General features: G+C 71.1%; 25 protein-coding genes, 1 tRNA gene and 1 pseudogene. 16 read left to right on the forward strand and 11 right to left on the reverse strand.

What is annotated here, in order from left to right; genetic code table 11:
* Positions 1-346 (forward strand): annotated as a pseudogene (locus tag G407_RS29625) (IS5 family transposase); the annotation flags it as partial.
* A gap of 270 nt (positions 347-616) precedes the next feature.
* On the opposite strand, the gene G407_RS31435 reads toward G407_RS29625, so the two are convergent.
* Positions 617-2,110: an LCCL domain-containing protein gene (locus tag G407_RS31435; RefSeq protein WP_169728826.1), complete on the reverse strand. Its 1,494-nt coding sequence runs from the start codon at positions 2,108-2,110 to the stop codon at positions 617-619.
* 490 nt (positions 2,111-2,600) lie between these two features.
* Here G407_RS31435 and G407_RS29635 point away from each other — a divergent pair, with 490 nt between their 5' ends.
* Positions 2,601-2,957 carry a hypothetical protein gene (locus tag G407_RS29635; RefSeq protein WP_052341802.1) on the forward strand — a complete coding sequence of 119 codons (357 nt, stop codon included), beginning with the start codon at positions 2,601-2,603 and terminating at the stop codon, positions 2,955-2,957.
* 395 nt (positions 2,958-3,352) lie between these two features.
* Here G407_RS29635 and G407_RS0123250 read toward each other — a convergent pair whose 3' ends face one another.
* A complete protein-coding gene (locus G407_RS0123250) occupies positions 3,353-4,258 on the reverse strand; it encodes a LysR family transcriptional regulator (RefSeq protein ID WP_245259160.1) in 906 nt (301 codons plus the stop codon).
* A 75-nt stretch (positions 4,259-4,333) separates the two neighbouring features.
* Here G407_RS0123250 and G407_RS0123255 point away from each other — a divergent pair, with 75 nt between their 5' ends.
* The 8 genes from G407_RS0123255 to G407_RS0123290 all read left to right on the forward strand — a co-directional run bounded on the left by G407_RS0123255 (position 4,334) and on the right by G407_RS0123290 (position 10,792).
* A complete protein-coding gene (locus G407_RS0123255; protein ID WP_029032734.1) occupies positions 4,334-4,987 on the forward strand; it encodes a class I SAM-dependent methyltransferase in 654 nt (217 codons plus the stop codon).
* A gap of 142 nt (positions 4,988-5,129) precedes the next feature.
* Positions 5,130-6,095, forward strand: coding sequence for a MotA/TolQ/ExbB proton channel family protein (locus tag G407_RS0123260; RefSeq protein ID WP_245259161.1), 966 nt, complete (start codon positions 5,130-5,132; stop codon positions 6,093-6,095).
* A gap of 4 nt (positions 6,096-6,099) precedes the next feature.
* On the forward strand, positions 6,100-7,119 hold the full coding sequence (locus tag G407_RS0123265; protein ID WP_029032736.1) for a peptidoglycan -binding protein: 1,020 nt from the start codon (positions 6,100-6,102) through the stop codon (positions 7,117-7,119).
* A gap of 129 nt (positions 7,120-7,248) precedes the next feature.
* Positions 7,249-7,950: an HD domain-containing protein gene (locus G407_RS0123270; RefSeq protein WP_052341803.1), complete on the forward strand. Its 702-nt coding sequence runs from the start codon at positions 7,249-7,251 to the stop codon at positions 7,948-7,950.
* A complete protein-coding gene (locus tag G407_RS0123275) occupies positions 7,947-8,360 on the forward strand; it encodes a VOC family protein (protein ID WP_029032738.1) in 414 nt (137 codons plus the stop codon). Before G407_RS0123270 ends, G407_RS0123275 begins: the two co-directional genes overlap by 4 nt.
* A gap of 78 nt (positions 8,361-8,438) precedes the next feature.
* Complete coding sequence (locus G407_RS30820; RefSeq protein ID WP_052341804.1) at positions 8,439-9,215, forward strand: mechanosensitive ion channel domain-containing protein; 777 nt, start codon at positions 8,439-8,441, stop codon at positions 9,213-9,215.
* Positions 9,216-9,360: 145 nt separating this feature from the next.
* On the forward strand, positions 9,361-10,404 hold the full coding sequence (locus G407_RS29645) for a TerC family protein (protein WP_052341805.1): 1,044 nt from the start codon (positions 9,361-9,363) through the stop codon (positions 10,402-10,404).
* A gap of 64 nt (positions 10,405-10,468) precedes the next feature.
* On the forward strand, positions 10,469-10,792 hold the full coding sequence (locus tag G407_RS0123290; RefSeq protein WP_029032739.1) for a hypothetical protein: 324 nt from the start codon (positions 10,469-10,471) through the stop codon (positions 10,790-10,792).
* A gap of 66 nt (positions 10,793-10,858) precedes the next feature.
* Here G407_RS0123290 and G407_RS0123295 read toward each other — a convergent pair whose 3' ends face one another.
* The 3 genes from G407_RS0123295 to G407_RS0123305 are packed head-to-tail and all read right to left on the reverse strand — an operon-like array spanning position 10,859 to position 14,608.
* A complete protein-coding gene (locus tag G407_RS0123295; RefSeq protein WP_029032740.1) occupies positions 10,859-11,890 on the reverse strand; it encodes a Gfo/Idh/MocA family protein in 1,032 nt (343 codons plus the stop codon).
* Positions 11,891-11,948: 58 nt separating this feature from the next.
* Complete coding sequence (locus tag G407_RS0123300; protein ID WP_029032741.1) at positions 11,949-13,223, reverse strand: M16 family metallopeptidase; 1,275 nt, start codon at positions 13,221-13,223, stop codon at positions 11,949-11,951.
* A gap of 41 nt (positions 13,224-13,264) precedes the next feature.
* Complete coding sequence (locus tag G407_RS0123305; RefSeq protein WP_029032742.1) at positions 13,265-14,608, reverse strand: M16 family metallopeptidase; 1,344 nt, start codon at positions 14,606-14,608, stop codon at positions 13,265-13,267.
* 237 nt (positions 14,609-14,845) lie between these two features.
* Here G407_RS0123305 and trxA point away from each other — a divergent pair, with 237 nt between their 5' ends.
* The 4 genes from trxA to coaA all read left to right on the forward strand — a co-directional run bounded on the left by trxA (position 14,846) and on the right by coaA (position 17,406).
* The gene (trxA, locus tag G407_RS0123310; protein WP_029032743.1) at positions 14,846-15,166 is read left to right on the forward strand and encodes a thioredoxin; all 321 of its coding nucleotides are present in this window, start codon (positions 14,846-14,848) and stop codon (positions 15,164-15,166) included.
* A 95-nt stretch (positions 15,167-15,261) separates the two neighbouring features.
* On the forward strand, positions 15,262-16,038 hold the full coding sequence (gene hisF / locus G407_RS0123315; protein ID WP_029032744.1) for an imidazole glycerol phosphate synthase subunit HisF: 777 nt from the start codon (positions 15,262-15,264) through the stop codon (positions 16,036-16,038).
* Positions 16,039-16,063: 25 nt separating this feature from the next.
* Positions 16,064-16,417, forward strand: coding sequence for a phosphoribosyl-ATP diphosphatase (locus G407_RS0123320; protein WP_029032745.1), 354 nt, complete (start codon positions 16,064-16,066; stop codon positions 16,415-16,417).
* The gene (gene coaA, locus G407_RS0123325; RefSeq protein ID WP_052341806.1) at positions 16,414-17,406 is read left to right on the forward strand and encodes a type I pantothenate kinase; all 993 of its coding nucleotides are present in this window, start codon (positions 16,414-16,416) and stop codon (positions 17,404-17,406) included. The genes G407_RS0123320 and coaA overlap by 4 nt, the downstream gene beginning before the upstream one ends.
* 329 nt (positions 17,407-17,735) lie before the next feature.
* Here the strand turns inward: coaA and clpX are convergent, their stop codons facing one another.
* The 6 genes from clpX to G407_RS0123355 all read right to left on the reverse strand — a co-directional run bounded on the left by clpX (position 17,736) and on the right by G407_RS0123355 (position 23,162).
* The gene (clpX, locus tag G407_RS0123330; RefSeq protein WP_029032747.1) at positions 17,736-19,001 is read right to left on the reverse strand and encodes an ATP-dependent Clp protease ATP-binding subunit ClpX; all 1,266 of its coding nucleotides are present in this window, start codon (positions 18,999-19,001) and stop codon (positions 17,736-17,738) included.
* Positions 19,002-19,259: 258 nt separating this feature from the next.
* Complete coding sequence (locus G407_RS0123335) at positions 19,260-19,886, reverse strand: ATP-dependent Clp protease proteolytic subunit (protein WP_029032748.1); 627 nt, start codon at positions 19,884-19,886, stop codon at positions 19,260-19,262.
* An 88-nt stretch (positions 19,887-19,974) separates the two neighbouring features.
* On the reverse strand, positions 19,975-21,375 hold the full coding sequence (gene tig, locus G407_RS0123340) for a trigger factor (RefSeq protein ID WP_029032749.1): 1,401 nt from the start codon (positions 21,373-21,375) through the stop codon (positions 19,975-19,977).
* A gap of 125 nt (positions 21,376-21,500) precedes the next feature.
* A tRNA-Leu gene (locus tag G407_RS0123345) sits at positions 21,501-21,585 on the reverse strand.
* Between the two features lie 118 nt (positions 21,586-21,703).
* A complete protein-coding gene (locus tag G407_RS0123350) occupies positions 21,704-21,847 on the reverse strand; it encodes a hypothetical protein (RefSeq protein ID WP_156917697.1) in 144 nt (47 codons plus the stop codon).
* Positions 21,848-21,929: 82 nt separating this feature from the next.
* Positions 21,930-23,162, reverse strand: coding sequence for a flavin monoamine oxidase family protein (locus G407_RS0123355; protein WP_029032751.1), 1,233 nt, complete (start codon positions 23,160-23,162; stop codon positions 21,930-21,932).
* A gap of 284 nt (positions 23,163-23,446) precedes the next feature.
* On the opposite strand from G407_RS0123355, the gene G407_RS29650 reads away from it, so the two are divergent.
* Both G407_RS29650 and otsB read left to right on the forward strand, forming a co-directional pair.
* Positions 23,447-25,696, forward strand: coding sequence for an alpha,alpha-trehalose-phosphate synthase (UDP-forming) (locus G407_RS29650; RefSeq protein ID WP_052341807.1), 2,250 nt, complete (start codon positions 23,447-23,449; stop codon positions 25,694-25,696).
* On the forward strand, positions 25,693-26,457 hold the full coding sequence (gene otsB, locus G407_RS0123365; protein WP_043540449.1) for a trehalose-phosphatase: 765 nt from the start codon (positions 25,693-25,695) through the stop codon (positions 26,455-26,457). Before G407_RS29650 ends, otsB begins: the two co-directional genes overlap by 4 nt.
* Positions 26,458-26,553 lie beyond the last annotated feature (96 nt).

The raw sequence follows: 26,553 nt of genomic DNA on the forward strand, positions 1-26,553 counted from the left end.
AGGACGACCGGTTGGCCTCGTCCTCACCGCCGGGCAGGCGGGTGATGCGCCGGCCTGCGAGCAGCTCCTCCCGCTCGTCGCGAAAGGCGCAATCCTGATCGCCGACCGCGCCTACGACCCCAACGCGATCCGCGCGACGGTGACCGAACGCGGCGCCTTCGCGAACATCCCGCCCCGCGTGATCCGAAAGGGCAGCTTCCCGTTCAGCTCCTGGCTCTACCGCCACCGGAACCTCGTCGAGCGCTTCTTCAACCGCATCAAGCACTTCCGCGGCCTCGCCACCCGCTACGACCGCTCGCCCGACAACTTCCTCGCCGCGCTCAAGCTCGCCGCGATCCGCATCTGGCTTGCTTCGAAATGGGTCCGCATCCTAGACGAATGGGTCCAGCGCTCCCCCTTTCGTCTCGCCGGCAGCACTTGCGTCCGGCAGCACCTGCGACCGGGCGCCGCGCCGCTCGTACGGACGGCTCGGAGCAACCGCGTCGTTCACGTCCATGACGAGGCACTCGACACCGCGTAGCGATAGAGAGAGCGTCCGGCTCCGTTCTGGCCGATAGCGGTATGTCGACATGGCGGCTGTGGATGGACCAAGGTCTTGCCCGTCGCCCGGCTGTCCTCAATACGGCATGACGATCAGAGAGTTTCGGTAGGCGCCCCAGTGTGCCGTCGTGATGTCGTTGGCGGTGGAAGCCGGGTAGGTCTCGAGACCGGGCCCGAACCTTGCCCGGACGAGCCCACCCTCGGCCGGAACAATGCCCGCATGCCGCGCCGCCGCGCAGACGTTCGAATCGCTTGTGTAGGGACCCGACCCCCACACGCCTCCCCTGCTTTCCGCAGGGCAGCGGCAGAGGCCGCTTTCGGCGCTTTCCCAGTAGGCCGGACATTTCGGGATCAAACCGAGCCTGCGCTCCGGGTGGTCGACACCCTCGAATACCATTGTGCCGCTATAGCCTCCCCATGCGCCGGACTGAAGGCCGTTGCTGAGCGACCCTGTGTAATAGACCCGACCATGCTCGGTGCGGGCCGTAACCCAACCTCCCTCCGGCCCCACGGCGCCGACATGGGCAGCGGCACCGCAAATCGGGGAATCCCAAGTATAGTAATAGGTCCCGAAGAGGAGGCCCGCTTCGAATGGCGGCTCGCATCGGCAGGTCAGTCGGCTGCGCGCCGAGGGCATGCGGTCTGGACACAGCCCTGGCGTCAACTCCCCTTCATCACCGACGGTGAACTCGAGTGGCTCGCAATCGAGGCCGTTCACGACGAGAGCCATCCTCGCTCGTCCCGCCGGTACGCGCTCGTCCTCCAGGGCCATGCCGCGACAGATGGTGTTGGTCGCCGCCGAGCGTAGCGCCGCCATGCCGCGGATCGAGAACAACTCCCAGACTTCTTCGATTTCGCCGGTAGATGATCGCGAATAGGGAAATTTCAGACCGACCCTTGCCTTGCAGGGATGAGGTTGCCCCTCTCCGACGAGATACGCCGAAGAGCGTGGAAAGGTGAACTGGAGGCAGAGGCGATCTCCACGATTCAGCTCAGGCACCGTGATGCCGATCCGGTCGGACCGATCGATGACGTAATGAAATTGGGTTTCTGAACTCGTCTGGGTGTAGAGACGCGCAAGACTTACGCTTTCGCAACTACAGTTGTCGTCGCGCGTGTTCCGTAAGGAGGGCGGGAGCATCCCGCCATGAGGAATTACCCCGTCCGTGGGAAGCTCGTCCAAGACGGCGAACTTCGAGCCCACCCAGTCGTTGTCCAGCGGGCCATCGCAGTGTCCCCAGGAACCCACGAAGGCCTTGTGTTCGTCCACGAACTCGATGCGATACCGACCCCAGAATCGGGACGGCGGATTGCCCTTGGCTTCTCGACAGGGATGCTCGCCGGTGGGCTGAATCCACTCCCCCGCGAGGACCGTGCCCTCCAGAATCGAGGAGGACAGCCGACCGTTCTCGTCGGCGTAACGACCGAGTACGAACGAGCCGAAATTCGTCCGCTCCAGGGTCGTAACTCCTCGGCTCGTGTTCCAGTAGCCGGTTGGGCTCTCTTCGGCGCCGCCGGCTACCGGCGCCGCCATCCACAGCATGGCGAAGAAGGTGAGGTATCCGCCCAACCTCCATCTCATCCGCATTGCGTGTCCCCCCAGCGTCGCCGAAGCGATTTACGCGTAGTTCTGGGCGTCCAGCCGTCCCGAAAGGGACTCGGAGAGCTATCCCGCTGGGGAAGAACAGTTCAAGGTGGGAATTCTACGGGTATATCCCTGTTCGTACGCATTGCAGGCGGACAGGGAGCATAGCCAGAGACCGTTCATGGGCTTCCAGCGCGTGATGCTGCTGCTCGCGCTTGTTCAGCCGCCCGGATCGCTCGAGTGCGCCTCGGGAGCGCATCGGGAGCGCATCGGCGAGAGAACGCCAGCAGGATGCTCGCGACACTGGCTGAGCGGCCAAAGCCGCGATACGTTATGAGTTCGCGTCGCGATCGATCGAGAACTGGGGCATGCGACGGATTGCGTCGACGGGGCGGAAGCGCTCGGCGCGGTCGTTGTTGGATGGGAGACAGATTAAAAGCGATCCTGATCTCGTTCAGCCGGAGGTTTTCAGCAAATGCGCAAGCGCGGAAACATCTCTGCCGACCGGTGGGTCAAGATCATGTGCGACTACTCCGCCGAGGGTGTCTGGATGCGCGGCGGGGCCGTCGCTCTGGACGGCTTTCCCGTCAGCGAAAATCTGAAGGCGCGTTTGCGAGGCTGGCAACGTTACTACGAAATGAACGCGGCACCGGAGACCGAGGTCTTTTTCGACGTCGCCCTCTTCAGCCGCGTCGGGCTGGACATCGCGCGAGCCGTAAAGGCCGAACTCCCCGATTGGACTGTGGTGTACTTCGACGAGGCGCTCCTCGCGGCTGCCCCGGAGTCGGCTCCGAAATCGGCATATATCTACGAGATCGTTCTGTCGGATTGAGTTCTGGCCTCATCACCGGCGAAACGGATTTCTTCCAGCCGGGCCAGCGACAACGCGCCCTCGCACCGCATCCTGGTGGGGAAGGCCGAGTTCGAAGCCGCGTGGGCTTGCCGCTCGGCGAACGGGGCATGTACCCGTCGCGCGCGGGAGAGGACCCGCCTTCCGTCGGCTTGCGGGAAATCGCCTCTGCGGTGCCTGTCGCCACGCAGAAGACGTGCGGACGCGTTCCAGGAACCGAGCATCGATCCACGAAGCATCGGTGATGCGCTCGGCAGCGTCGATGTCGTGCGGCACGCGAGAGGCGTCTCGGTTCGCGGCGGATGAGCCTCTCCTCCGCCGACACTCCAGACCGTGTCCGCTGTCCCGGGACGGCGCACACCACCCCGTCCCGCCCCTCACCCACCCCCCAACCCCTCCGCCAGCGCCTCGAACACCACCCGCACCCGCCGGCTCGTGCGCATCTCCCGGTGCGTCACGAGCCACAGCGGCACCTCGGTGCCGGGCGCGTCGGGGAAGAGGCGGACGAGGCCGGGGAGGCGCTCGGCGATCTCGCGCAGCACGATGCCGACGCCGACACCGCGGCGGACGAGCTCCCAGAGGACGACGGCGTTCTCCGAGACGATGCGGAAATCCGCCTCGGTGAGCGCGTGTCCCTCCGCCACGAGGTGCTCCACGAAGCGGGGAAGCGGCTCGAAGCCCATGATCTCGCCCGGCGGCACGTCGGCGAGGGTGCGCGGGCGGCCCCGGCGAGCGATCCAGCTCTCGGCGGCGTAGAAGTGGGCGACCATCTCGCCCACGCGCCGGCCGATCAGCTCCGGCTCGGCGGGGCGCACGTGGCGCACCGCGATGTCGGCCTCGCGCCGGCGCAGGTCGGAGAGCGCGTTCGAGGCGACCAGAACGAGCGTGACCCGCGGCGCCTCGCGGCGCAGGCGCGCGACGACGTCGGGCAGCAGGTAGGCGCACACCGCGTCCGTGGCCGAGATCGTGACGCGGCCCGAGACGTCGGCCGCCCGGCCCGCCGCCGCCAGCGCCATCGCGTCGGCCGCGGCTCCCATCGCCTGCGCGTGCTCGAGCAGCCCGCGCCCGAGGTCGGTGAGGACGAGGCGCTTGCCGACGCGGTCGAACAGCGTCGCGCCGAGCGCCGCCTCGAGCGCCGCCACCTGGCGCGACAACGTCGGCTGCGTCGCGCCGATCCGCCGCGCGGCGGCGGAGAGGGAGCCGGCTTCCGCGGTGGCGCGGAAGGCGCGCACCAGGTTCCAGTCGAGCCCATCCATACGCCAATGTATGAGCGATCGCCGCATTTCGGCAATTCCCATCGCCCGTGCATGAGGGCTAAGCGGAGCCGAGACAAGCCGGGCCGAGCGAAGGAGGCCGTCATGCTCGCCACCAGGAAGGACGCGCGGTTCTGGGACAGGATCGCGCCGCGCTACGCCAAGATGAAGGTCGGCGACGCCGCCGGCTTCGAGCGCACGCTCGCGGCGACCGCCGCGCGGCTCGCGCCCGATCACCGCGTCCTCGAGATCGGCTGCGGCACCGCCACCACGGCGCTGCGCCTCGCGCCGGGCGTCGCGCGCTACGTCGCGAGCGACGTGTCGGCGGCGATGATCGCGATCGGCCGGGAGAAGGCGCGGGCCGCCGGCTGCGCCCACATCGAGCTCGTGGAGGGGACGGCCGAGGACCTGGCGGGGAACTCGGCCGCACCCGAGGGCGGCTTCGACGCGGTGCTCGCCTTCAACGTGCTCCACCTCGTCGCGGACCGGCCGGCGACGCTGGCGCGCCTGCGGGGCCTGCTCGCGCCCGGCGGGCTGCTGATCTCGAAGACGCCCTGCCTCGGGGAGATGAACCCGGTCTTTCGCCTCGTCGTGCCGGCGCTGCGCCTCGTGCGCATGGCCCCGCGCACCGTCGCCTTCGTCACGGCGGCCGCGCTCGAGGAGGAGATGCGCGACGCCGGCTTCGAGATCGTCGAGCGGGCGCGCCACGGCTCGAAGCCGAAGGACCCGCGGGTCTACCTCGTGGCGCGCCGGCCGTAGGCGCCCCGCAGCCGTCGCCTCCGGAACGCCCGACCGCGCATTCGGCTTGACGGGGCGTTCGCAGGTGGTCACCTATGCGTGAAGCGGGGTGAGTGGGAGCACGATGGCGGCCGCGTCCAGATATTCGACGACCAAGAGGCCCATGAGCGCCCCACGGATCTACCTGATCCGCATGGGCGTGTTCCTGGTGCTGGCGGGCTTCCTCGCCTTCATCCTCTACGAGCCGATCTGGGAGGCGTTCCTCGCCAATCCCGGGCTCAACGGCATCATCGTCGGCGTGCTGCTCATCGGCATCGTGCTCGCCGTGCGCCAGGTCGTGCGCCTGTTCCGCGAGGCGCGCTGGGTCAACGCGGTGGACCTCGAGACCGGCGAACAGATCGCGACCAAGCGCCCGGTCCTGCTCGCGCCGGTGGCGCAGGTGGTCAACGCGCGGGCGAACGGCGGAGGGCCGGTCGGCATCCCAGTCGCGACGCTGCGCTCGCTGCTCGATTCCGTCGCCGCACGCCTCGACGAGAGCCGCGAGATCGTGCGCTACCTCGCAGGCCTGCTGATCCTCCTCGGCCTGCTCGGCACGTTCTGGGGCCTGATCGAGACGGTGGGCGCGGTCGGCGAGAACATCGCGGCGCTGCGCTCGGGCGGCGACGCCGCCGTGCTGTTCGACGAGCTGAAGTCGAGCCTCGCCGCGCCCCTCACCGGCATCGGCATCGCCTTCTCGTCCTCCCTCTTCGGGCTCGGCTCCTCCCTCGTCGTCGGCTTCCTGGAGCTGCAGGCCGGCCAGGCGCAGAACCGCTTCTTCACCGAGCTGGAGGACCACCTTTCCGCCCATGCGGTGGAGGACGCGCCGCCGGTGACGCTCGCCAAGACCGGGGCCTCCGGTGTGCCGCCCGAGCTCGCGGCGGCGATCGCGCGGCTCTCGCAGGTCGTCGAGAGCGGCGGCGGCGGGCGCCAGACCTCGCAGGCGATGGCGAACCTCGCCGAAGGGATCCAGGGCCTCGTGCAGCACATGCGCGCCGAGCAGCAGATGATCCGCGACTGGGTGGAGGCGCAGGCCCAGCGCGAGAAGGAGCTCAAGCAGGTCCTCGAGCGGATCGCCGGCGAGAAGGCCTGACCCCATGGCGCTCGCCACCCGCCGCACGAGACGCGAGCGCGGCCTGAACTACTGGCCGAGCTACGTCGACGCGCTCTCCACGCTGCTCCTCGTCATCGTCTTCCTCCTGTCGATCTTCGTGCTCGGCCAGTTCTTCCTCACCCAGGAGATCGCCGGGCGCGACACGGCGCTCGACCGGCTCAACCGCCAGATCGCGGAGCTGACCGACCTCCTCGCGCTCGAGCGGGCCCAGCGCCGGGAGAGCGAGGACGAGCTGGCCGCGCTCCAGTCGACTCTCGTCGCGACCGAGGAGGAGCAGGCGCGCCTCCAGGCGCTGCTCGCGGACGGGCTCGGCGCCGGGGAGCGCGAATCGGCGCTCGCCCGCGAGCTCGACTCCGAGCGCCGGGAGACCGATCGCGCGCTCGACCAGGTCGCCCTGCTCAACCAGCAGCTCGCGGCGCTGCGCCGCCAGATCGGCGCGCTGGAGGCGGCGCTCGAGGCCTCCGAGCAGCGCGACCGCGAGAGCCAGGCCCGGATCGCCGATCTCGGCTCGCGGCTGAACGTGGCGCTCGCCCAGCGCGTCCAGGAGCTGGCGCGCTACCGCTCGGACTTTTTCGGCCGGCTGCGGCAGATCATCGGCACGCGGCCCGACATCCGCATCGTCGGCGATCGCTTCGTCTTCCAGTCGGAGGTGCTGTTCCCGCCGGGCCAGGCGGCCCTGCGGGCCGGGCCGCAGCCCGAGCTCGAATCGATGGCGCAGGCGATCCTGGAGCTCGCCGAGGAGATCCCCCCCGACATCGAGTGGGTGCTGCGCGTCGACGGCCACACCGACGTGCGCCCGATCAACACGGCGCAGTTCCCGTCGAACTGGTACCTCTCCGCCGCGCGCGCGATCGCGGTGGTGAACTACCTCGAGCAGGCGGGCGTCCCGTCCGAGCGGCTGCTCGCGGCCGGCTTCGGCGAGTTCCAGCCGATCGCCGAGGGCGAGACGGAGGAGGATCTCGCGCGCAACCGGCGCATCGAGTTCAAGCTCACCGAGCGCTGAGCGCACGTCGCACGTCCGGGCGGCCGCGGCGCTCGCCGCCTCGTCGTCCTCCTGCGGGCCTGGATCGGCGGGCCCGATGCCCCTAGTCTCCGGGCGCATCGGTGCGGGACACGTGCCGACGCGGACCCGATGGACGCAGACCCGACCGACGTGGACCCGACCGACACGGACCCGACCGACACAGGCACCATGACCGCGACCGACCGCGACCTCGCCTCCGTCCTCGACTTCCTCGTCCTCGCCGAGCGGCTGAAGACGGAGCTGCGCCATTCCTGGCTCTCCGACGGGCGCCGGGAGAGCGTGGCCGAGCACACCTGGATGATGGCGCTGATGGCGCTCGCGCTCGGGCCGCGGCTCGAGCATCCGGTGGACGTCGCGCGCGCCATGGAGCTCGTCGTCGTCCACGACATCGCCGAGACCGAGGTGGGCGACATCCCCGTCTTCGAGAAGAGCGCCCGCAAGGCGGCGAAGGCGCGGGCCGAGGCGGCCGCGATGGAGCGCATCTGCGCGCGCCTGCCGCCGGATCTCGGCGCACGGATCGGGGCCGCCTGGCGCGAGTTCGAGGACGGGGTTACGCCGGAGGCGCGCTTCGCCCGCGCCCTCGACCACCTCGAGGTCCAGCTCCAGCACAATCTCGCCGACCTCGACACCTGGGAGCCCGTCGAGCTCGGCCTCGTCTGGACCAAGATGGACGGCCCCTGCGCCCACGACGCCACCCTGCGCGCGCTCGCCGCCGCGATCCGAGCCCGCGCCGAGGCCAAGCTCGCCGCCGCCGGGCACGACGTGGCGGCTCTTCGGGCGCAGCACGCGACCCCGCGGGTGCAGCCGTGACCGGTGCCGGAGCACCCCGCGCGCGCATCGCGCACGTCGCCTTCTGGACCGCGGACCTGGAGCGCCTCGCCGCCTTCTGGGCGGAGGCGCTCGGCGCCGAGGTCGGCCCGCTCTACGAGAGCGCGCGCCGACCCGGCTTCCGCTCGCGCTTCCTGCGGCTCGGCGGCGAGGTCACCGTCGAGCTGATGAGCGCACCGTGGATCGATCCCGCCGCGGCCGGGCCGCAGGACGAGCGCGCGGGGCTCGCCCACATCGCCGTCTCGCTGGGCGCCACCGAGGCGGTCGATGCGCTGGCGCACGAGCTCGCGCAGGAGGGCCGCCTCCTCGCGCCCCCGCGCTGGACCGGCGACGGCTTCTACGAGGCGATCATCGCCGATCCCGACGGCAACGCGATCGAGATCACCGCCTGAGGGGGGCGCGGCGTTCGGCTTGCGGGCCCGCGAGGCCCACCTTAGGTTCGCGATCCCCTCCCTTCGTGTCTCGTGTCCATGCCTCCCGAACTCCTGCAGCTCCTCTCCCTCGACGTCGTCGCCTCGGCGCTGCTCGTGGCGGGCCTCCTCGTCGTGCGCATCCTGGCGATCCGCTTCGTCCGGACGCGGGCCGGGATGCCGGATCACGTGCAGCGACGCTCGATCTCGGCGGTGAAGAACGGCACGCTGATCCTGCTCCTCGTCGGGCTCGCGCTGATCTGGGCGCCGCAGCTGCGCACCTTCGCCCTCTCGCTGACCGCCGTCGCCGTGGCGCTCGTGGTGGCGACGAAGGAGCTGATCGCCTGCCTGTCGGGCGCGCTGCTGCGCGCCTCGAGCCGGCCCTTCTCGGTGGGCGACTGGGTCGAGATCGGCGAGGTCCGCGGCGAGGTCGTCGACCACGACATGCTGGCGACGCGCATCGACGCCTTCGCCGCCGGCCCGGGCGGCTTCCAGCGCACCGGCGAGGTGATCACCGTTCCCAACAGCGTGTTCCTGTCGACGCCGATCCGGCGGCTGTCCGCATTGCGCGCGCAGGTCGTCGCCACCACGGCCGTGGTCGTCGACCCTCCCGGCCTCGGGCCGGACGCGCTGCGCGCGGCGGTGGAGGATGCGCTCGTGACTGCGCGGGCCGGAGGGGCGCTCTGGGAGGGGGAGCCGAGCGTGCGGTTCTCGACGACCGACCTCGGCCGGCTGCGGATCGAGGTGACGCTGACGGCGCCGACCCGGAGCGCCGAGACCGCAGCGAGCGCGGTGACCCTCGCCGTCCTCGCGGCGTTGCGCCCGCCCGCCGCGTGAGGCCCGCGTATTTCCCTTGCGGAGCGCGGGGTTTCGTGCGAAACGACTGCGCAACCAGGATCCGGGCCCCTCTGGCGGGAACGTGCCGACCATCCCGCGATGTCGGATCCTCGCATCGGCTCGTCGGCGCCGGTCACCCCCCCAGATGGAGCTCACGTTCCTGGCTGCCGAGTTTCTCGGCAAGCCCGCTTGGCTTTGGCTCGCCTTCATCGGCGTCGTCGGCCTGATTCTCGCCTTCGATCTCGGCGTTCTCCACAGGAAGGCCCACGAGATCGAGCTGCGCGAGAGCATCCTGCTCTCGCTGTTCTACATCGGTCTCGGCCTCTCCTACGGCGGCTTCGTCTGGTGGTATCTCGGCCCGGATTCGGGCATGCAGTACCTGACGGGCTATGCCGTCGAGAAGAGCCTCTCGATGGACAACGTCTTCGTCATCGGCGTCATCCTCGCTTATTTCGGCATCCCGCGCGCCTACCAGCACAGGATCCTGTTCTGGGGCATCCTGGGCGTGATCGTGCTGCGCGGCATCATGATCGGGCTCGGCGCCGGGCTCGTCGCCCAGTTCCACTGGATCCTCTACCTCTTCGCCGCCTTCCTGATCTTCACCGGCATCAAGATGCTGATGTCGGCGGGCGGCGACGACCACTACGACGTCGAAAGCAACGCCGTCCTGAAGTTCATGCGCAAGCGCTTCCACGTCACGGACCGGGTCGACCAGGACCGGTTCTGGCTGCGCCTGCCGCATCCCCGGACAGGGGCGCCCACCTGGTACGCGACGCCGCTCTTCCTGGCGCTCGTGTGCGTCGAGCTCGCGGACGTGATCTTCGCTGTGGATTCCATCCCGGCGATCTTCACGATCACCACGGACCCGTTCATCGTCTTCACCTCCAACATCTTCGCGATCCTGGGCCTGAGGGCGATGTTCTTCATGCTCTCCGCGCTGGTGCACCGGTTCGAGTATCTCAAGTACGCGCTCTCGGCGGTGCTGGTCTTCATCGGCTCGAAGATCTTCGTCGCCGACCTGATGGGCTGGGAGAAGTTCCCCCCGCCGGTCTCGCTGGGCGTGACGTTCGGGCTCCTCGCCGCGGGCTTCCTGTTCAGCCTGTGGAAGACCCGCGCGCCCGAGCCGATCCCGGCTCCCGTCCCGGTGCCGGTCTCGGTCGAGGCGCCGCCCGTCGAGCGCATCGGCTGACGCCGTCGAGCCCCCGCGGCCTGCGCCGCGGGGGCTCTCCCCGTGCCGTCCGAAGGCCGCAGACGTGCCCGCGCTTCCGCTCTTCGCTCACTGGCTCGACGTCGCCACGAGCCCCCTCGTGCTGATCGCACCCCTCGTCCTGGCGCTCGCGAGCGGCCGGCGCTCGGTCGTGCGTCTGGGGACCACGCTCGTCGCTCTCGTCCCCTCCGCATTCTCCGCGCTCGGCGAGCCGCTCGCCGAAGCGACGACGCTCCTCGCCCTCGGTGCGTTGGCGGGCCTCGTCGTCGCCGAGATCTGGCTCGCCCTCGCGCTCCCGGTGCTCGTCGGAATCTGGCGCGGGTTGCGCCGCCTCTTCGGCGGGCGTCGCGGGCCGGGGCCACCGCCGTGATCCCTCCGGCAGGCGCGCGGCGCCATCGTCGCCGCCTGCGCGGGGAACCGCTCGAGGCCGCCCTCGTCAGCGAGCTGCCGACCCGATCGCCTCGAACGCCCCCGTCCGCTCGGAGAGGAAGAGCGCATCGATCGTGCGCAGCGTGACGAGCGCGCTGTCGACGCCCGTGAGCGCATCGCGCGCCGCGGGCTCCCCCCGTACGGCCCGGCAGAAGGCCTCGGCCTGGAGCCGGTACTGGTCCGCCGGCGCGATCTCGATCACGCGCTCGGCGCCGCCGCGCACGATCACGATGCGGTTCGCCACGTCGGGTCGCGCGTTGAACGGAAGCGCGTCGAGCACGAGCTCGCCCTCCTCGCCCTCGACGCGCACCCATTGGCCGGGGGCGCGCTGCGTCCCCACCGCGAAGGACAGCCGGCGGCCGGCGCCGAAGTCGACGAGGCCGCCGACCTCCCGGTCGATGCCGCTGCCCGGGTCGCGGTCGATCACCGCGAGCGCGCGCACCGGGTCGGCGTCGAGGAGGAGGCGCGCCGACATGATGGCGTAGCCGCCGATGTCGAGGAGCGCGCCGCCGCCGAGATCGAGCCGGTTGCGGATGTTCGCCGGGTCGCGGTTGAAGAAGGAGAACGAGACGTGCACGTGCGTCGGCCTGCCGATCGCCCCCTCGGCGATCAGCGCGCGGGCACGCTGCCATTGCGGATGATGGCGGATCATGTAGGCCTCCGCCACGATCGGCCCCGGCGGCAGGTCGAGGAGCGCCTGCGCCTCCGCGGCGTCCCGCGCGATCGGCTTCTCGCACAGCACGTGCTTGCCGGCCCGCGCCGCGGCGAGGGTGTAGGGCACGTGCAGGTGATTCGGCAGCGGGATGTAGATCGCCTCGACGTCGTCGGCCGCGATCAGGGCCTCGTAGGAGCCGTAGGATCGCGCGATCCCGAGCGCCTCGGCCTCCGCCCGCGCCCGGGCCTCGTCGCGCGAGGCGATGGCGACGACCTCGCACAGCGGGCTCGCCCGCATCGCGGGGATCACCTTCTCGCGCCCGATCTTGGAGGCGCCGAGCACGCCGAAGCGGACGGGGGCGAGGGCGGGCGTATCGGTCGTCATCGGCGGTCTCCGGGTGCGAGCGTCGTCTCGACGCGTATCGGGCGCGCCGGCGCGCGCGTCACAGGTCCGGCTTGCCCGCGATCACCGTGAGCATGCGCCCATCGCCGAGCATGCGCGCGCCGGCGCGGCGCACGTCGTCGAGCGTCACCGCCGAGACCAGCGCGTTGCGGCGTGCCACATAGTCGATGCCGAGATCGTTGAAGGCGATCTGCACGAGCTGGCTCGCGATCTTGGTCGAGGTGTCGAAGCCGAGCGGATAGGAGCCGGTGAGGTAGGCCTTGGCCTTCTCGAGCTCCTCCGCGGAGGGGCCTTCCTCGCGCAGCCGGTCGATCTCGCCCGCGATCACGGCGAGCGCCTCGGGCACGCGCTCGTTCTTGGTCGCGGTGAAGCCCCAGGTCGTCGCCGCCGCCCGGAAGGTGGCGAGCGAGGTGCCCACCGAGTAGGCGAGCCCGCGCTTCTCGCGCACCTCCTGGAACAGGCGCGAGGTGAAGGCGCCGCCGCCGAGAACGTGGTTGAGCACGTAGGCCGGCACGAAGTCCGGGTCCGACCAGGGCAGGCCGTTCATGGCGAAGCGGATGACCGATTGCGGCACGTCGATTTCCACGACGTGCCGCGCACCGACGCCCGCGAGCGCGGTGAACGGCACCGCCGTGAGGGTGGGCTCCTCCGGCAGGGCGGCGAAGGCGTGATCGACCCGCCGCGCCACCTCGTCGGCGGCGATGGCGCCGACGACCGCCACCTTCAGCCGCCCCCGCGCCGCCTGCGCCCGGTGCAGCGCGACGACGTCCTCGCGGGAGATCGCGGGAAGGCTGTCGAGCGTGCCCGACGTCGGCGTACCGTAGGGATGGCCTGGGAACGCCTCCGCGAAGAAGCGCCGGGAGGCGACGGTGCCGGGGTCCTTCATCTGGTAGCGCAGGCTCGCCATCGACTGCGCGCGCACGCGCTCGAGATCGGCCTCGTCGAAGCGCGGCTCGAGCAGCGCGAGGCGCAGCAGGCCGAACGCCTCGTCGGCGTGGCGGGTGAGCGTCTTCAGCGTGCCGCCGAGCGAATCGGGGCCGGCGCTGAAGGACAGCTCGATCGCCCGGTCCGCCAGGCGCTCGTGGAAGGCGGCGGAGGAATGCGGGCCCGCGCCCTCGTCGAGGAGCCGCGCGGTCGTCTGCGCGAGGCCGGCCTTGCCGTCGGGGTCCTGCGCGGCGCCGCCCTCGAACAGGAACGACAGCGCCACGAGCGGGACGACGTGCGATTCGACGTGCCAGACCTCGATGCCGGCGGGCGTGATCACGCGCCCGACCTTCGCGGGAGGGGCGGTCACGGGCGTGACGGCGACGGACATGGATGTTCCTTCCCGGGGAGCGTCCCCGACTGGTTTGCGCCTCAGCCGGCCTTGCGGAGCTGGCCGGTGACGGAGCGGTGCGGGGCGAGGACGCGCCCGGCCGCGGCGGCGAGATCCTCGCGCGTCACGGCCTCGACCTCGGAGGGCCAGCGCTTCACGTCCTCGATCGTCTCGCCGATGGCGAGCGCCGCGCCGTAGATGCGCGCGAGCGAGGTCTGGCTGTCGGCGGCGTAGACCGTCTCGGCGACGAGCCGCGTCTTGGCGCGGGCGATCGCCGCCTCCTCCAGCGCCGCGTCGGGAACAGCGCGGATCGCGGCGTCGAGCGCCTCCTCCGCCGCCTCGAGGCCGACGTCGTGGGCGGGCACGAGGTAGAGGGCGAAGCGCGTGTCGTCGATGGCCGACGCCATGTACCAGGCGCCCGCGTTCACCGCGACACCCTCGTCGAGGACGAGCCTGCGATAGAGGTAGGAGGTCGGCCCGCCGCCGAGGAGCTCGGCCAGCACCTCGAGCGCCGCGCTCTCCCGCGCGGAGCCGGTGACGACGGAGGGGGCGAGGTAGAGCCGCTGCAGGGTGGGCTGCTCGACCCGCGGATCGGCGACCGCGACGCGGCGCATGGCGCGCGGCTCGGGCTCGCGGGGGCGCACCCGCAACGGACGGGCGCCGCGCGGCGCGACCCGGCCGTAGCTGGCATCGGCGAGGCGCAGCACCTCGTCGGGGACGACGTCGCCCGCGACGACGAGGATGGCGTTCTCCGGCGTGTAGAAGCGCCCGTAATAGTCGAGCGCATGGCCGCGATCGAGCGCCTCGATCTCGTGCATCCAGCCGATGATCGGGATGCCGTAGGGGTGGTGCACGAAGAGCGACGCCGCCATCGCCTCCGAGAGCTGCGCCGCCGGATCGGTCTCGACGCGCATGCGCCGCTCCTCGAGCACGACGTCGCGCTCCGGAGCGACGACCTCGTCCGACAGGCGCAGGTTCGCCATGCGGTCGGCCTCGAAGCCCATCATCGTGCCGAGGTGCTCCTTGGCGACGCGCTGGAAATAGGCCGTGTAGTCGTAGGAGGTGAAGGCGTTCTCCTGGCCGCCGAGCTCCGACACCACCTTCGAGAAGGCGCCGGCGGGGTGCTTCTCGGTGCCCTTGAACATCAGGTGCTCGAGGAAGTGGGCGATGCCCGAGACGCCGATCGGGTCGTCGGCGGAGCCGTTGCGGTACCAGACCATGTGGGTCGCGACCGGCACGCGGGTGTCCGGCACGACGACGACGTCCATGCCGTTGTCGAGCGTGTAGGAATGGACCTGCGGGCCCTCGGCGGAGAAGTCGGGCCGGGCGCCCGCGCCGGGGGCGTGAATCAGGCTCGGGCCGGCGGGCGTGCGGGGCATGGGCATCCTCGTGAGGGGTGCGAGAGGCGGGCGTCGTGGCGGGAATATAGGGGCCGCGCACGCTCCCGAGAAGCCGGGCGCGGCGCGGCGTCGCCGGAGGCCCGTGCGACCGGGCGCGCGATCACGGTCCGGGGAGCGGTGTTTCCGCCCGCTTGATCGGCGCGCGGGCGATGCCTACCTTCGCGCCATGCCGAGTCGACGAGGGCGCGCCGCGCGCGCCCCACGAAAGAAAGGGACTGCGAGATGGCGACCGTGAAGGTGACCGACCAGAGCTTCGAGGCGGACGTGCTCAAGTCCGGGGAGCCCGTGGTCGTGGATTTCTGGGCGGAGTGGTGCGGCCCCTGCCGCATGATCGGCCCGGCGCTCGAGGAGATCGCCGGCGAGATGGCCGGCAAGGTGAAGATCGCCAAGGTCAACGTGGACGAGAACCCCGGCATCGCGGGGCAGCTCGGCATCCGCTCGATCCCCACGCTGATGATCTTCAAGGGTGGGGAGCTCGCCTCCCAGAAGGTCGGCGCGGCGCCCAAGGGCGACCTGCAGCGCTGGATCCAGTCGAACGTCTGATCGCGTCCGCGCTTGACGGCCCGCGCGGCTCTCGCGCATGACTGAACGCGGCCCCCCGCCTGGGCGGGCCGCGTTCGAGAGATCCCGGCCGCGCGATGCTCAAGACCCGCCTGATTCCCTGCCTCGACGTGAAGGACGGCCGTGTCGTCAAGGGCGTCCAGTTCGTCGACCTGCGCGACGCGGGCGACCCCGTCGAATGCGCCGTCGCGTACGACCGCGCCGGCGCCGACGAGCTGTGCTTCCTCGACATCACCGCGAGCCACGAGGATCGCGGCATCCTGCTCGACGTCGTCACCCGCACGGCGGAGGCCTGCTTCATGCCGCTGACCGTCGGCGGGGGCGTGCGCACCGTGGACGACATCCGTGCGCTGCTGCTCGCGGGCGCCGACAAGGTCTCGATCAACACCGCCGCCGTCACGGACCGGGGCTTCGTGCGCCGCGCCGCCGAGAAGTTCGGGGCGCAGTGCATCGTCGTGGCGATCGACGCCAAGCGGGTCTCCGCCGCGGGCGAGCCGGCGCGGTGGGAGATCTTCACCCACGGCGGGCGCAAGGCGACCGGGCTCGACGCGGTGGACTACGCCCGCGAGGTCGTGGCGCTCGGCGCCGGCGAGCTGCTCGTCACCTCCATGGACAAGGACGGCACCAGGTCCGGCTACGACGTCGCGCTGATGCGCGCCATCGCCGACGCCGTCTCCGTGCCCGTCATCGCGTCCGGCGGCGTCGGCACGCTCGACCACCTCGTCGCCGGCGTTCGCGACGGGCATGCGAGCGCGGTGCTCGCCGCCTCCATCTTCCATTTCGGCGAGCACACGATCGACGAGGCCAAGCGCGCCATGGCGGACGCGGGGCTGTCCGTGCGGCTCGACGCGTGAGGCGGCCGATGCGGAGACGCGCGCGATGACCGGCTTCACCCTCGGCGACCTCGAGCGCAACCTGGCCGCGCGGGCGCAGGCCTCGCCGGCGGAGAGCTACACCGCCCGGCTGATGGCCGATCCGCAACGCGCGGCGAAGAAGCTCGGGGAGGAGGCGGTAGAGGCCGTCATCGCCGGGGCGACCGGCGACCGTGCGGCGCTCGTGTCCGAGAGCGCGGACGTGCTCTATCATCTCATGGCGCTGCTCCTCGCCCGCGGGGTCGCGTTCGACGAGGTGCTCGCCGAGCTCGAGGCCCGCACCGGCCGCTCGGGGCTCGCCGAGAAGGCGGCGCGCACGGCCGAGGGCGTTCGTGCCGCACCCGAGGGAGGCCGCCCGTGACGCCGACCGATCCCGCCCAGCGCCAGACCCTGGCGGAGGCCGCCCGCGAAGGGACGATCTCGCCCTACCGCCGGTTCTCCCGGGGCGAATGGGCGCACCTGCGCGCCGACACGCCGCTGACCCTGACCGCCGAGGAGGTCGACCGGCTCCAGTCCCTCAACGACCCGATCTCGCTCGACGAGGTCATCGCCATCTACCTGCCGCTGTCGCGGCTGCTCTCGCTCTACGTCGCGGCGACCCAGGGCCTGTTCAAGGCGACGCAGCGCTTCCTGCTCGCCGAGAACGAGGTGAAGTCGCCCTACATCATCGGGGTCGCGGGCTCGGTGGCGGTGGGCAAGTCGACGACCGCGCGCGTTCTGGAGGCGCTCCTGGCGCGCTGGCCGAACACGCCGAAGGTGACGCTGGTCACGACCGACGGCTTCCTCCTGCCCAATGCCGAATTGAACCGGCTCGGGCTGATGGAGCGCAAGGGCTTTCCGGAGAGCTACGACACGGCGGCGCTCTTGCGCTTCCTCAACGCCATCAAGTCCGGCGAGAGCACGGTGCGCGCGCCGCTCTACTCGCACCTCGTCTACGACGTCGTGCCCGGGGAGGAGGTGGTGATCGAGCGGCCGGACATCCTCATCGTCGAGGGGCTCAACGTCCTGCAGCCGGCGCGCCTGCCGAGGGACGGCACGGCGATCCCGTTCGTCTCCGACTTCTTCGACTTCTCGATCTATCTCGACGCGGACGAGGCGGACCTGCACCGCTGGTACGTCAACCGCTTCCTGCGGCTGCGCCACACCGCCTTCCGGGATCCGCGCTCGTTCTTCCGCCGCTACGCCGAGCTCGACGAGGCCAAGGCGATCGAGATCGCCGACGGGCTGTGGAACCGCATCAACCTGCCCAACCTGCGCGAGAACATCGTGCCGACGCGCCAGCGCGCGAGCCTGATCCTCAAGAAGGGCGCGAGCCACCGCATCGAGGACGTGCAGCTCAGGCGTCTGTAGCACCCCTCGCCCCCGGCCGAGCGGCGTGGTGAAGCGTGCTCGGGGCCGGACGGAGCCTCGTCCTTCCCTGTAGGGGAAGGTGGATCGGCGCACAGCGCCGAGACGGATGGGGCGCGGGACGCGCGTTCGGCGAAGCCGAAGAGCACCGGCGGGGCCGCAGACCGTGTGCTTCCGCTTCCCGGAACGCGTCGCTTGCGCGCCGCGCCCCATCCGTCACGCCGCTTCGCGGCGCGCCACCTTCCCCTACAGGGAAGGAGTGCGGCCGGAGGCCGTACGCCCTCGTCCCCCCGGCCCCTCTCTCCTCCCGGGAGAGGGGAGAGCGCGCCGCTTCAGGCGCTGGCGCTGGTCTTCTCGTCGCGCTCGGAGTGGATCAAGAGCGGGCCGGACTTGCCCTCGATCGTCTCGGGGCTGATCACCACCTGCTCCACCGAGTCCATGCCCGGCAGGTCGTACATCGTGTCGAGCAGGATCGCCTCGAGGATCGAGCGCAGGCCGCGGGCGCCGGTCTTGCGCTCGATCGCCTTGCGGGCGACCAGCTTGAGCGCCTCGTCCTGGAAGGTGAGCGCCACGTTCTCCATGTCGAAGAGCCGGGCGTACTGCTTGACGAGCGCGTTCTTCGGCTCGCGCAGGATCTGGACGAGCGCCTCCTCGTCGAGGTCCTCGAGGGTGGCGAGCACCGGCAGGCGGCCGACGAACTCGGGGATGAGGCCGAACTTCAGCAGATCCTCCGGCTCGACCTCGCGGAACACCTCGCCGGTGCGCCGGTCGTCGGGCGCCGAGACCTTGGCGCCGAAGCCGATGGACGAGCCCTTGCCGCGCTGGGAGATGATCTTCTCCAGCCCCGCGAAGGCGCCGCCGCAGATGAACAGGATGTTCGTGGTGTCGACCTGGAGGAACTCCTGCTGGGGATGCTTGCGTCCGCCCTGCGGCGGCACGGAGGCCACCGTGCCCTCCATGATCTTCAGCAGCGCCTGCTGCACGCCCTCGCCCGACACGTCCCGGGTGATCGACGGGTTGTCGGACTTGCGCGAGATCTTGTCGATCTCGTCGATGTAGACGATGCCGCGCTGGGCGCGCTCGACGTTGTAGTCCGACGCCTGCAGCAGCTTGAGGATGATGTTCTCGACGTCCTCGCCGACGTAGCCGGCCTCCGTCAGCGTGGTCGCGTCCGCCATCGTGAAGGGCACGTCGAGGATGCGCGCCAGCGTCTGCGCCAGCAGCGTCTTGCCCGAGCCGGTGGGCCCGATGAGCAGGATGTTGGACTTGTTCAGCTCCACGTCCGAGTGCTTCGAGGCGTGGGCGAGGCGCTTGTAGTGGTTGTGTACCGCGACGGAGAGGACCTTCTTGGCGTGGTTCTGCCCGATCACGTAGTCGTCGAGGACCGCGCGGATCTCCTTGGGCGTCGGCACGCCGTCGCGGGACTTCACCAGCGAGGTCTTCGACTCCTCGCGGATGATGTCCATGCACAGCTCGACGCACTCGTCGCAGATGAACACCGTGGGTCCGGCGATGAGCTTGCGCACCTCGTGCTGGCTCTTGCCGCAGAAGGAGCAGTACAGCGTGCTCTTCGAATCGTTGCCGCCGGTCTTGCTCATGTCCGATCTCCAATCCGAGCCCGCGCCGCCGCAGCGCGGGCCGTTCTCATACATATAGGCGGTGGGCTAACAAACGGTAGCCCCGTTCCCGGACCGGCCCGGGCGGTCTCGCGGGCCGACCTCCGCCAGGGTCTCACGACGCTCCCGATCGGCGGTACCGGCGCCATGCAAACACGCGCGCGCGCCGCGATCAATAGGCCGGCGGGCGCGTGCGACACCGGTCGCACGCGCCCGCCGGTAGAGAAGTCCCGTACGGAATCAGGCCGGGGCCGATTCGGGACGCTGGCTCAGCACCTCGTCGATGAGGCCGAACTCCTTGGCCGCATCGGCGGTCATGAAGTAGTCGCGCTCGAGCGCGTTCTCGATGGCGGCGAGGTCCTTGCCCGTGTGCTTCACGTAGATCTCGTTGAGGCGGCGCTTGAGCGCCTCGATCTCGCGGGCATGGATGAGGATGTCGGTCGCCTGGCCCTGGAAGCCGCCGGAGGGCTGGTGGACCATGATTCGCGCGTTCGGCAGCGCGAATCGATGGCCGGTCGCGCCGGCGCACAGGAGCAGCGAGCCCATCGACGCGGCCTGGCCGACGCACAACGTCGACACCGGGTTGCGGATGAACTGCATCGTGTCGTAGATCGACAGACCCGAGGTCACCACGCCGCCCGGCGAGTTGATGTAGAAGGAAATCTCCTTCTTCGGGTTCTCGGCCTCGAGGTAGAGGAGCTGCGCCACGATCAGCGACGCGGAATAGTCCTCGACGGGGCCGGTCATGAAGATGATGTTCTCGCGCAGGAGGCGCGAGTAGATGTCGAACGCGCGCTCCCCGCGGCTCGATTGCTCGACCACCATGGGCACGAGCGTGCTGTTGTAGACCTCGAGCGGATCTCTCATCGTCTCACGGCTCCCGGTGAAGCGGGCCGCGCCCTCTGGGGCGCGGCCTCGTCGGATCTGTCGAAGGTGGGAGAGCAGGCGTCCGGGATCAAGCCTCGCCGGGCTTGGTCTCGGCCTCGGCGGAGGCCTCGCCCTCGCCCGCCGTCTCCCCCTCGTCCTCGTCGGCGAAGAGCTGCTCGCGGGTGACCGTCTCCTCGGCGACCTTCACCTGGCCGAGGATGTGGTCGACGACCTTCTCCTCGAAGAGCGGTGCGCGGATCTCGGCCAGCGCCTGGGGGTTCTTTTGGTAGAACTCCCACACCTGCCGCTCCTGGCCGGGATACTGCCGGGCGCGGGCGACGAGGCCCTGCGTCACCTCGTCGTCGGTGACCTTGATCTCGTTGGTCTCGCCGATCTGGGCGAGCACGAGGCCCAGGCGCACGCGCCGCTCGGCGATCGTGCGGTACTCGACCTTGGCCTCCTCCTCGGTCGTCTTCTCGTCGGCGAAGGTGCGGCCCGAGCGCTGCATGTCGGTCACGACCTGCTGCCAGACGCTCTGGAACTCCTGCTCCACGAGGGACGGGGGCAGGTCGAAGGCGTACTTTTCGTCGAGTCGGTCGAGCAGCTCCTTCTTGACCTTGGCGCGCGAGCGCGCGTCGTAGTCCTTCTGGATCGCCTCGCGCAGCGCGTCCTTCAGCGCGTCGAGGCTGTCCATGCCGAAGCCCTTGGCGAACTCGTCGTCGAAGGTCACCTCGCCCGGCGCCTGGACCTCCGTCACCTTGGTGGCGAAGGAGGCCTCCTTGCCGGCGAGATGCGCAGCCGGGTAGGCCTCCGGGAAGGTCACGACGATGGTGCGCTCCTCGCCCGCCTCGGCGCCGACGAGCTGGTCCTCGAAGCCGGGGATGAACGTGTTCGAGCCGATCTCGACCGTGACGCCCTCGCCCTTGCCGCCCTCGAACTCCTCGCCGTCGATGGAGCCGACGAAATCGACCACGACGCGGTCGCCGGTCGCGGCGGCCCCGGCCTTGGCCGAGAACGGCTTCTGCTGCGCGGCCATGCGCCCGAGCGCATCGTCCACCTCGGCGTCCGACACCGCGGCCACCGGCTTGGTCACCGACACGTCCGAGATGTCGACGAGCTCGAAGGTGGGCAGCACCTCGAGCGCGACCTTGAAGGCGAGATCGGACTTGGCGTCGAGTGCCTTCTCCATCTCGTCCTTGTCCTCGGGGAAGTCGTAGCGCGGCTGGTTGGCCAGCTTGAGCGCGTTCTCGTCGACGATCTTGCGCTCCGCCTCGGCCACCGCGTTCTGCACGACCTCGGCCATGACCGACCGGCCGTAGAGCCGGCGCAGGTGCGCGACCGGCACCTTGCCCGGCCGGAAGCCGTTGATCTTCACGCGGTCCTTCAGGGTGGCGAGCTCGTCGCCGAGCCGCTTCTCGAGCTCGGAGGCCGGCAGGACCACCTGGAATTCCCGCTTCAACCCGTCCGACAGCGTCTCCGTCACCTGCATCGCGTCTATCCGTTCTCGATCCTCGAATTGAGCTTCGGCCGCCGAACGATCCCGCCGATCGGCGCGCGGCACTGGCCGCGCCGCCCCGTCGACCGGAAAGCTCCGGAAACCCCGATCCGGCGGCTTGGTGCGGGCGGAGGGACTCGAACCCCCACGACTTTCGCCACCGGAACCTAAATCCGGCGCGTCTACCAATTCCGCCACGCCCGCGCCGCGGGGCGGCGTACCACCCCGCACCGGTTGGCGGCTCTATATCACGCTCGCTCGCCCGCGCACCAAAAAAATCGGCGCCGGCGCCCGCCGCAGGGCCGGGCGTCCGCGACCCCGATCAGGCGTCCTTCATGAGCGCCCAGATCACCCCGGCGACGAAGAGCCCGCCCACGGCGAGCGTCGTCACGGCCTCGGACGGGTTGGCGTTCGCGAGCCACCAGCCGCCGCCGCCGGCGGCGCCGATCATCAGGACGTGTCTCATCTCGGCACGATCCTCCGCGCGCGGCCGACCGCCGGCCGCCTCGAGGCCGCGGCCGCGCAAGCGGCGTGCCGGGACGGCCGGGCTAGCCCGCGAGCGTCGCCCGAACGGCCAGGCCCGCCGCGCGCCCCGTCTCCCAGGCGCCGTGCGCCGTCGAGAAGTCCCGCGCCGAGGTGGCCTCGCCGGCGAAGTGGATGCGCCCGTCGACGGGGACCGCGAGCGCGCCGCGGTCGCCCGCGTGGCCGGGCAGCGCGCAGGAATAGGAGCCGTGCACGAAGGGCTCGGCCAGCCAGTCGCTCGCCGCGAGCGGGCGGATCGTGCGGCGCACGCCCGAGCCGAGGATCCCCGCGAGCTCGTCCAGCGCGAAGGCCGCGAGCGCGCCCTCCCCGGCCCGCGAGAGATCGCGGGCGAGGCGCCCGCCGACGAACACCTCGATCAGCGGCGCGCCCAGCGGGCGCAGCAGGTAGGAGCCGGTGCGCGCGTCGTCGAGGCGCCCGAAGACGTGGCCGTTCGGCGAGAACGCCTCCGGCTCGTCGAGCGCGAGGTAGAGCTTGTCGGCGAGGCCCAGCGGCAGCCCGGCGGCGGCGACCTCCTTCTCCGGCAGCGGCGGGTCGAAGCGCACGCCCCGTCGCGCCAGGACGGCGGTCGAGACCGTGACGATCACCGCCCGCGCCGAGATCCCGCCCTTTGCGGTGTCGAGCCGGATGCGCCGTCCGCCGTGGTCGATGCGCGTCACCGGGCAGTCGAGCACGACGGGCGCGTTCGCGCCGAAGGCGGCGATCAGCGCGCCGTACCCTTCGCGCACCCGCCAGTTCTCGCCCGTGTCCGCCTGCGCATAGGCGGCGTAATCGAAGGTGGAGACGCCGTCGAGGCCGACGCCGCTGACCCAGGTCGAGATCGCGTCGAGCAGCGGGTCGAAGCGCCCGCCCGCCAGGAAGGCGCTCGCGGGCAGGTCGACCCGCTTGCGCGCGCCCTCGCGCAGGGCGGCGTCGAACGCCTCCCAGGCGGCGTCGAACTCCGCCTGGTCCCGCGCGTCGAAGCCCTCCCCTTCGGTCTGCTCGCCCCAGCGCGGCGGCGTGCGGTCGACCGTGAAGCCGAGCGCGCCGGCGATCTCGGTGAAGGGGTTGCGATCGGCCGAATGCAGCCAGCCGCAGCCGAGATCGAGCGGATGACCCTCGCGCCGGATCGTGCGCGCCCGCCCGCCGATGCGCGGGCCGGCCTCGAGCACGAGCGTCTCGAGCGGCGCGCCCGCGAGCGCGTCCGCCGCCGCGAGGCCCGCGGCCCCGGCTCCGACGATGGCGACGTCGATCTCCCGCATCCCGCGTCCCTCCGCGCGCACGTCCGACGTTCGGACACGCCCTCGAAGTAGCACCGGTGCGCGCCACCGCAAGGCGCCGGCGCGAGCGCCCGCGAAACCGTCCTGCCCCCTGCCGCGTTGGTGCCCCGGCGGATGGAGCGGTCGGCACGCGGGCGTGCGCCGGCCGCTTTCTTGCCTCCGGGGGCGAGATCTCCGATAACCCGGACGATGGCTCTTTCGCACCGCCGAACGCGCGGCGGCGGACGACGAACCGGCACGCCGAAGGGGATTGTCGCTTGCGCACCATGATCCGCTATGGCGGTCTCGCCGTCCTGATCTCGGCGCTCGTCATCGTCGTGCTCCTGCCCTTCGCCACCTCCTTCGTCGAGAGCTGGTCGCGGCGCGACGTCGACCTGCGCTCGCAGCTGGTCTTCAACGCCGCGCGCGCGCAGATCGAGGACGCCTGGGCGCGCGGCGACGCCGCGGCGCTCGAGGCCCTCTTCGGCCGCATCGCCACGGACGCGCGCATCGCCGCGATCGGCCTGTGCGAGGACGGCGCGCTGACGCTCGCCACCGGGGGCATGCCGGCCGGCTTCGGCTGCGACGCCGCGCCGGCCGACGGCGCCGCCGGGCCGCGTCCCGTCGCGCTGGACGGCGAGACCGCGCTCGTCACCGCTCATCTCCTGTCGGCGCCGGGAGAGGGCGACGCGCGCCTCGTCCTCCTGCACGACCTCGCCTTCATCGAGGAGCGCGCCGGCGAGACCCGCATGGCGCTCGTCCTCGCGCTCGTCGGGGTGGGCTTCGGCGGCGCGGCGCTGGCCTCGGCCCTGTCCATCATCGTGCTCTCGCGCTGGCGCCACTCGGTGCGCCAGGCGATCGAGGACGTGCGCGAGGGGCGGAGCGAGGACGACACCCCGTCCGACACGCAGATCGGGGAGGAGATCAAGAGCGCGCTCGGCGAGCTGGAGCTGGCGCGCCGGCAGATCGACACCGTCCACACGATCTGGAACCCGGACACGCTGCAGGTGGCGCTCGCCAACGAGCTGCCGGGCTCGGAGGTGATCGTGGTCTCGAACCGCGAGCCCTACATCCACAATCGCAAGGAGGACGGCACGATCCAGGTCCAGCGGCCGGCCTCGGGCCTCGTCTCGGCGCTCGAGCCCGTCACCCGCGCCTGCGGCGGCACCTGGATCGCCCACGGCTCGGGCTCCGCCGACCGCGAGGCGGTGGACGAGCACGACCGCGTCGGCGTGCCGCCGTCGAAGCCGAGCTACACGCTGCGCCGCCTCTGGCTCTCGGACGAGGAGCAGGACGGCTACTACTACGGCTTCGCCAACGAGGGCCTCTGGCCCTTGTGCCACATCGCCTTCGTGCGCCCGATCTTCCGCGAGAGCGACTGGCGCTTCTACCGCTCGGTGAACGAGCGCTTCGCCGAGGCGGTGGTGGCGGAGGCCAAGCGGCCGGACCCGATCGTGCTCATCCAGGACTATCATCTCGCGCTCGCCCCGCGGATGATCCGCGATCGGCTGCCCAGCGCGACCATCATCACCTTCTGGCACATTCCCTGGCCGAACTCCGAGACGTTCGGGATCTGCCCCTGGAGGGAGGAGATCGTGGACGGGATGCTCGGCTCCTCCATCCTGGGCTTCCACACCCAGTTCCACTGCAACAACTTCCTCGACACGGTCGACCGCTTCATGGAGAGCCGCATCGACCGCGAGAGCGACTCGATCTCGCTCGCCGGGCACGAGACCTTCGTGCGGCCCTACCCGATCTCGATCGACTGGCCGCCGGCGGCGCTCGAAGGGCAGGCGCCGGTGCCCGAGACGCGCGTGACCGTGCGCGAGCGGCTGGGGCTCGCGCCGGACATCAAGCTCGGGGTGGGCATCGAGCGCTTCGACTACACCAAGGGCATCCTCGACCGCATGCGCGGGGTCGACGCCCTCCTCGACGCGTTCCCGGAGTGGAAGGGGCGGTTCTGCTTCGCCCAGGTGGCGGCGCCCACCCGCGCCAAGCTCGCGAGCTACCGCAACCTGCAGGCGGAGGCCGAGGAGCTCGCCGCGGAGATCAACGCCCGCCACGGCGCAGACGGCTGGGAGCCGATCAAGCTGCTGGCGCGCCACCACGAGCCCGACGAGGTCTTCGAGCTGTTCCGCGCATCGGACCTGTGCATCGTCTCCTCGCTGCACGACGGCATGAACCTCGTCGCCAAGGAGTTCGTCGCCTCGCGCGACGACGAGCAGGGCGTGCTCGTGCTCTCGGCCTTCGCCGGCGCCTCGCGCGAGCTGTCCGAGGCGCTGATCGTCAACCCCTACGACGCCTACGAGATGGGCCGGGTGATCCACCGCGCCTTGACGATGGACGCCGCCGAGCAGCGCGAGCGCATGAAGGTGATGCGCGAGCAGGTGGAGGCGCGCAACGTCTACCGCTGGGCGGGGCAGATGCTGCTCGACGCCGCGCGCCTGCGCAAGAAGGAGCGCATCATGCGCCTGATCGAGGCCAAGGAGCGCCGCAGCGGACGCCCGAACGAGCGCAGGAGGAAGCCCGCCGCATGACCGCCGCCACCACCCCCATCGACCGCCACGCCCTGTTCCTCGACTTCGACGGCACCCTCGTCGAGATCGTCGACCGCCCGGACGCCGTCGCGGTGGCGCCGGAGGTGCCCGGAACGCTGGAACGCCTGTCCCGGGCGCTCGGCGGGGCGCTCGCCATCGTGTCGGGCCGCCCGATCACCTTCCTCGACGCCAAGCTCGCGCCGTTCGCGGGCGACGCCGCGGGCCTGCACGGGGTCGAGCGCCGGCTCGCCGGCGTGCTCCACCCCTGCCGGCCGGAGGAGCATCCGGAGCTGCGCCGCGGCATCGCCGCGCTGCACGAGGCGCTCGATCCGGTCGCGAACGTCATCATCGAGGACAAGGGCTGCTCGGTCGCCGTGCACTGGCGCATGGCGCCCGCGGAGGAGGGCCGCGCCAAGGGGCTCGTCGACGATCTCGCCGCGCGGCTCGGGGCGGACTACCGCATCCAGCACGGCAAGATGGTGGCCGAGATCCTGCCCGCGCTCTCCGGCAAGGGGCCGATCATCGCCCGCTTCATGGAGGAGGCGCCCTATGCCGGGCGCACGCCGGTCTTCATCGGCGACGACCTCACCGACGAGAACGGCTTCGCTACCGTGAACCGGCTCGGCGGCGTCGCCGTGCGCATCGGCGACGGCGCTACCTGCGCGCGCCACCGCCTGCCCTCCGTCCAGGCGCTCTACGCGACGCTTTCCCGCTGGGCGGACGCCGGCGGCGTCGACTTCACGGACGTGCCGCCGGCGTGATCTCGGGGGTGTCGCCCCGGATTGCGAAGCAAGTCCGGAGCCCAGACCCTCCTGAGCCGTGAGGAGTGGGCCGACACGCCTCCATAGGCATCGGAG

It is taken from the genome of Salinarimonas rosea DSM 21201 (genome assembly GCF_000429045.1).
Classification (GTDB): domain Bacteria; phylum Pseudomonadota; class Alphaproteobacteria; order Rhizobiales; family Beijerinckiaceae; genus Salinarimonas; species Salinarimonas rosea.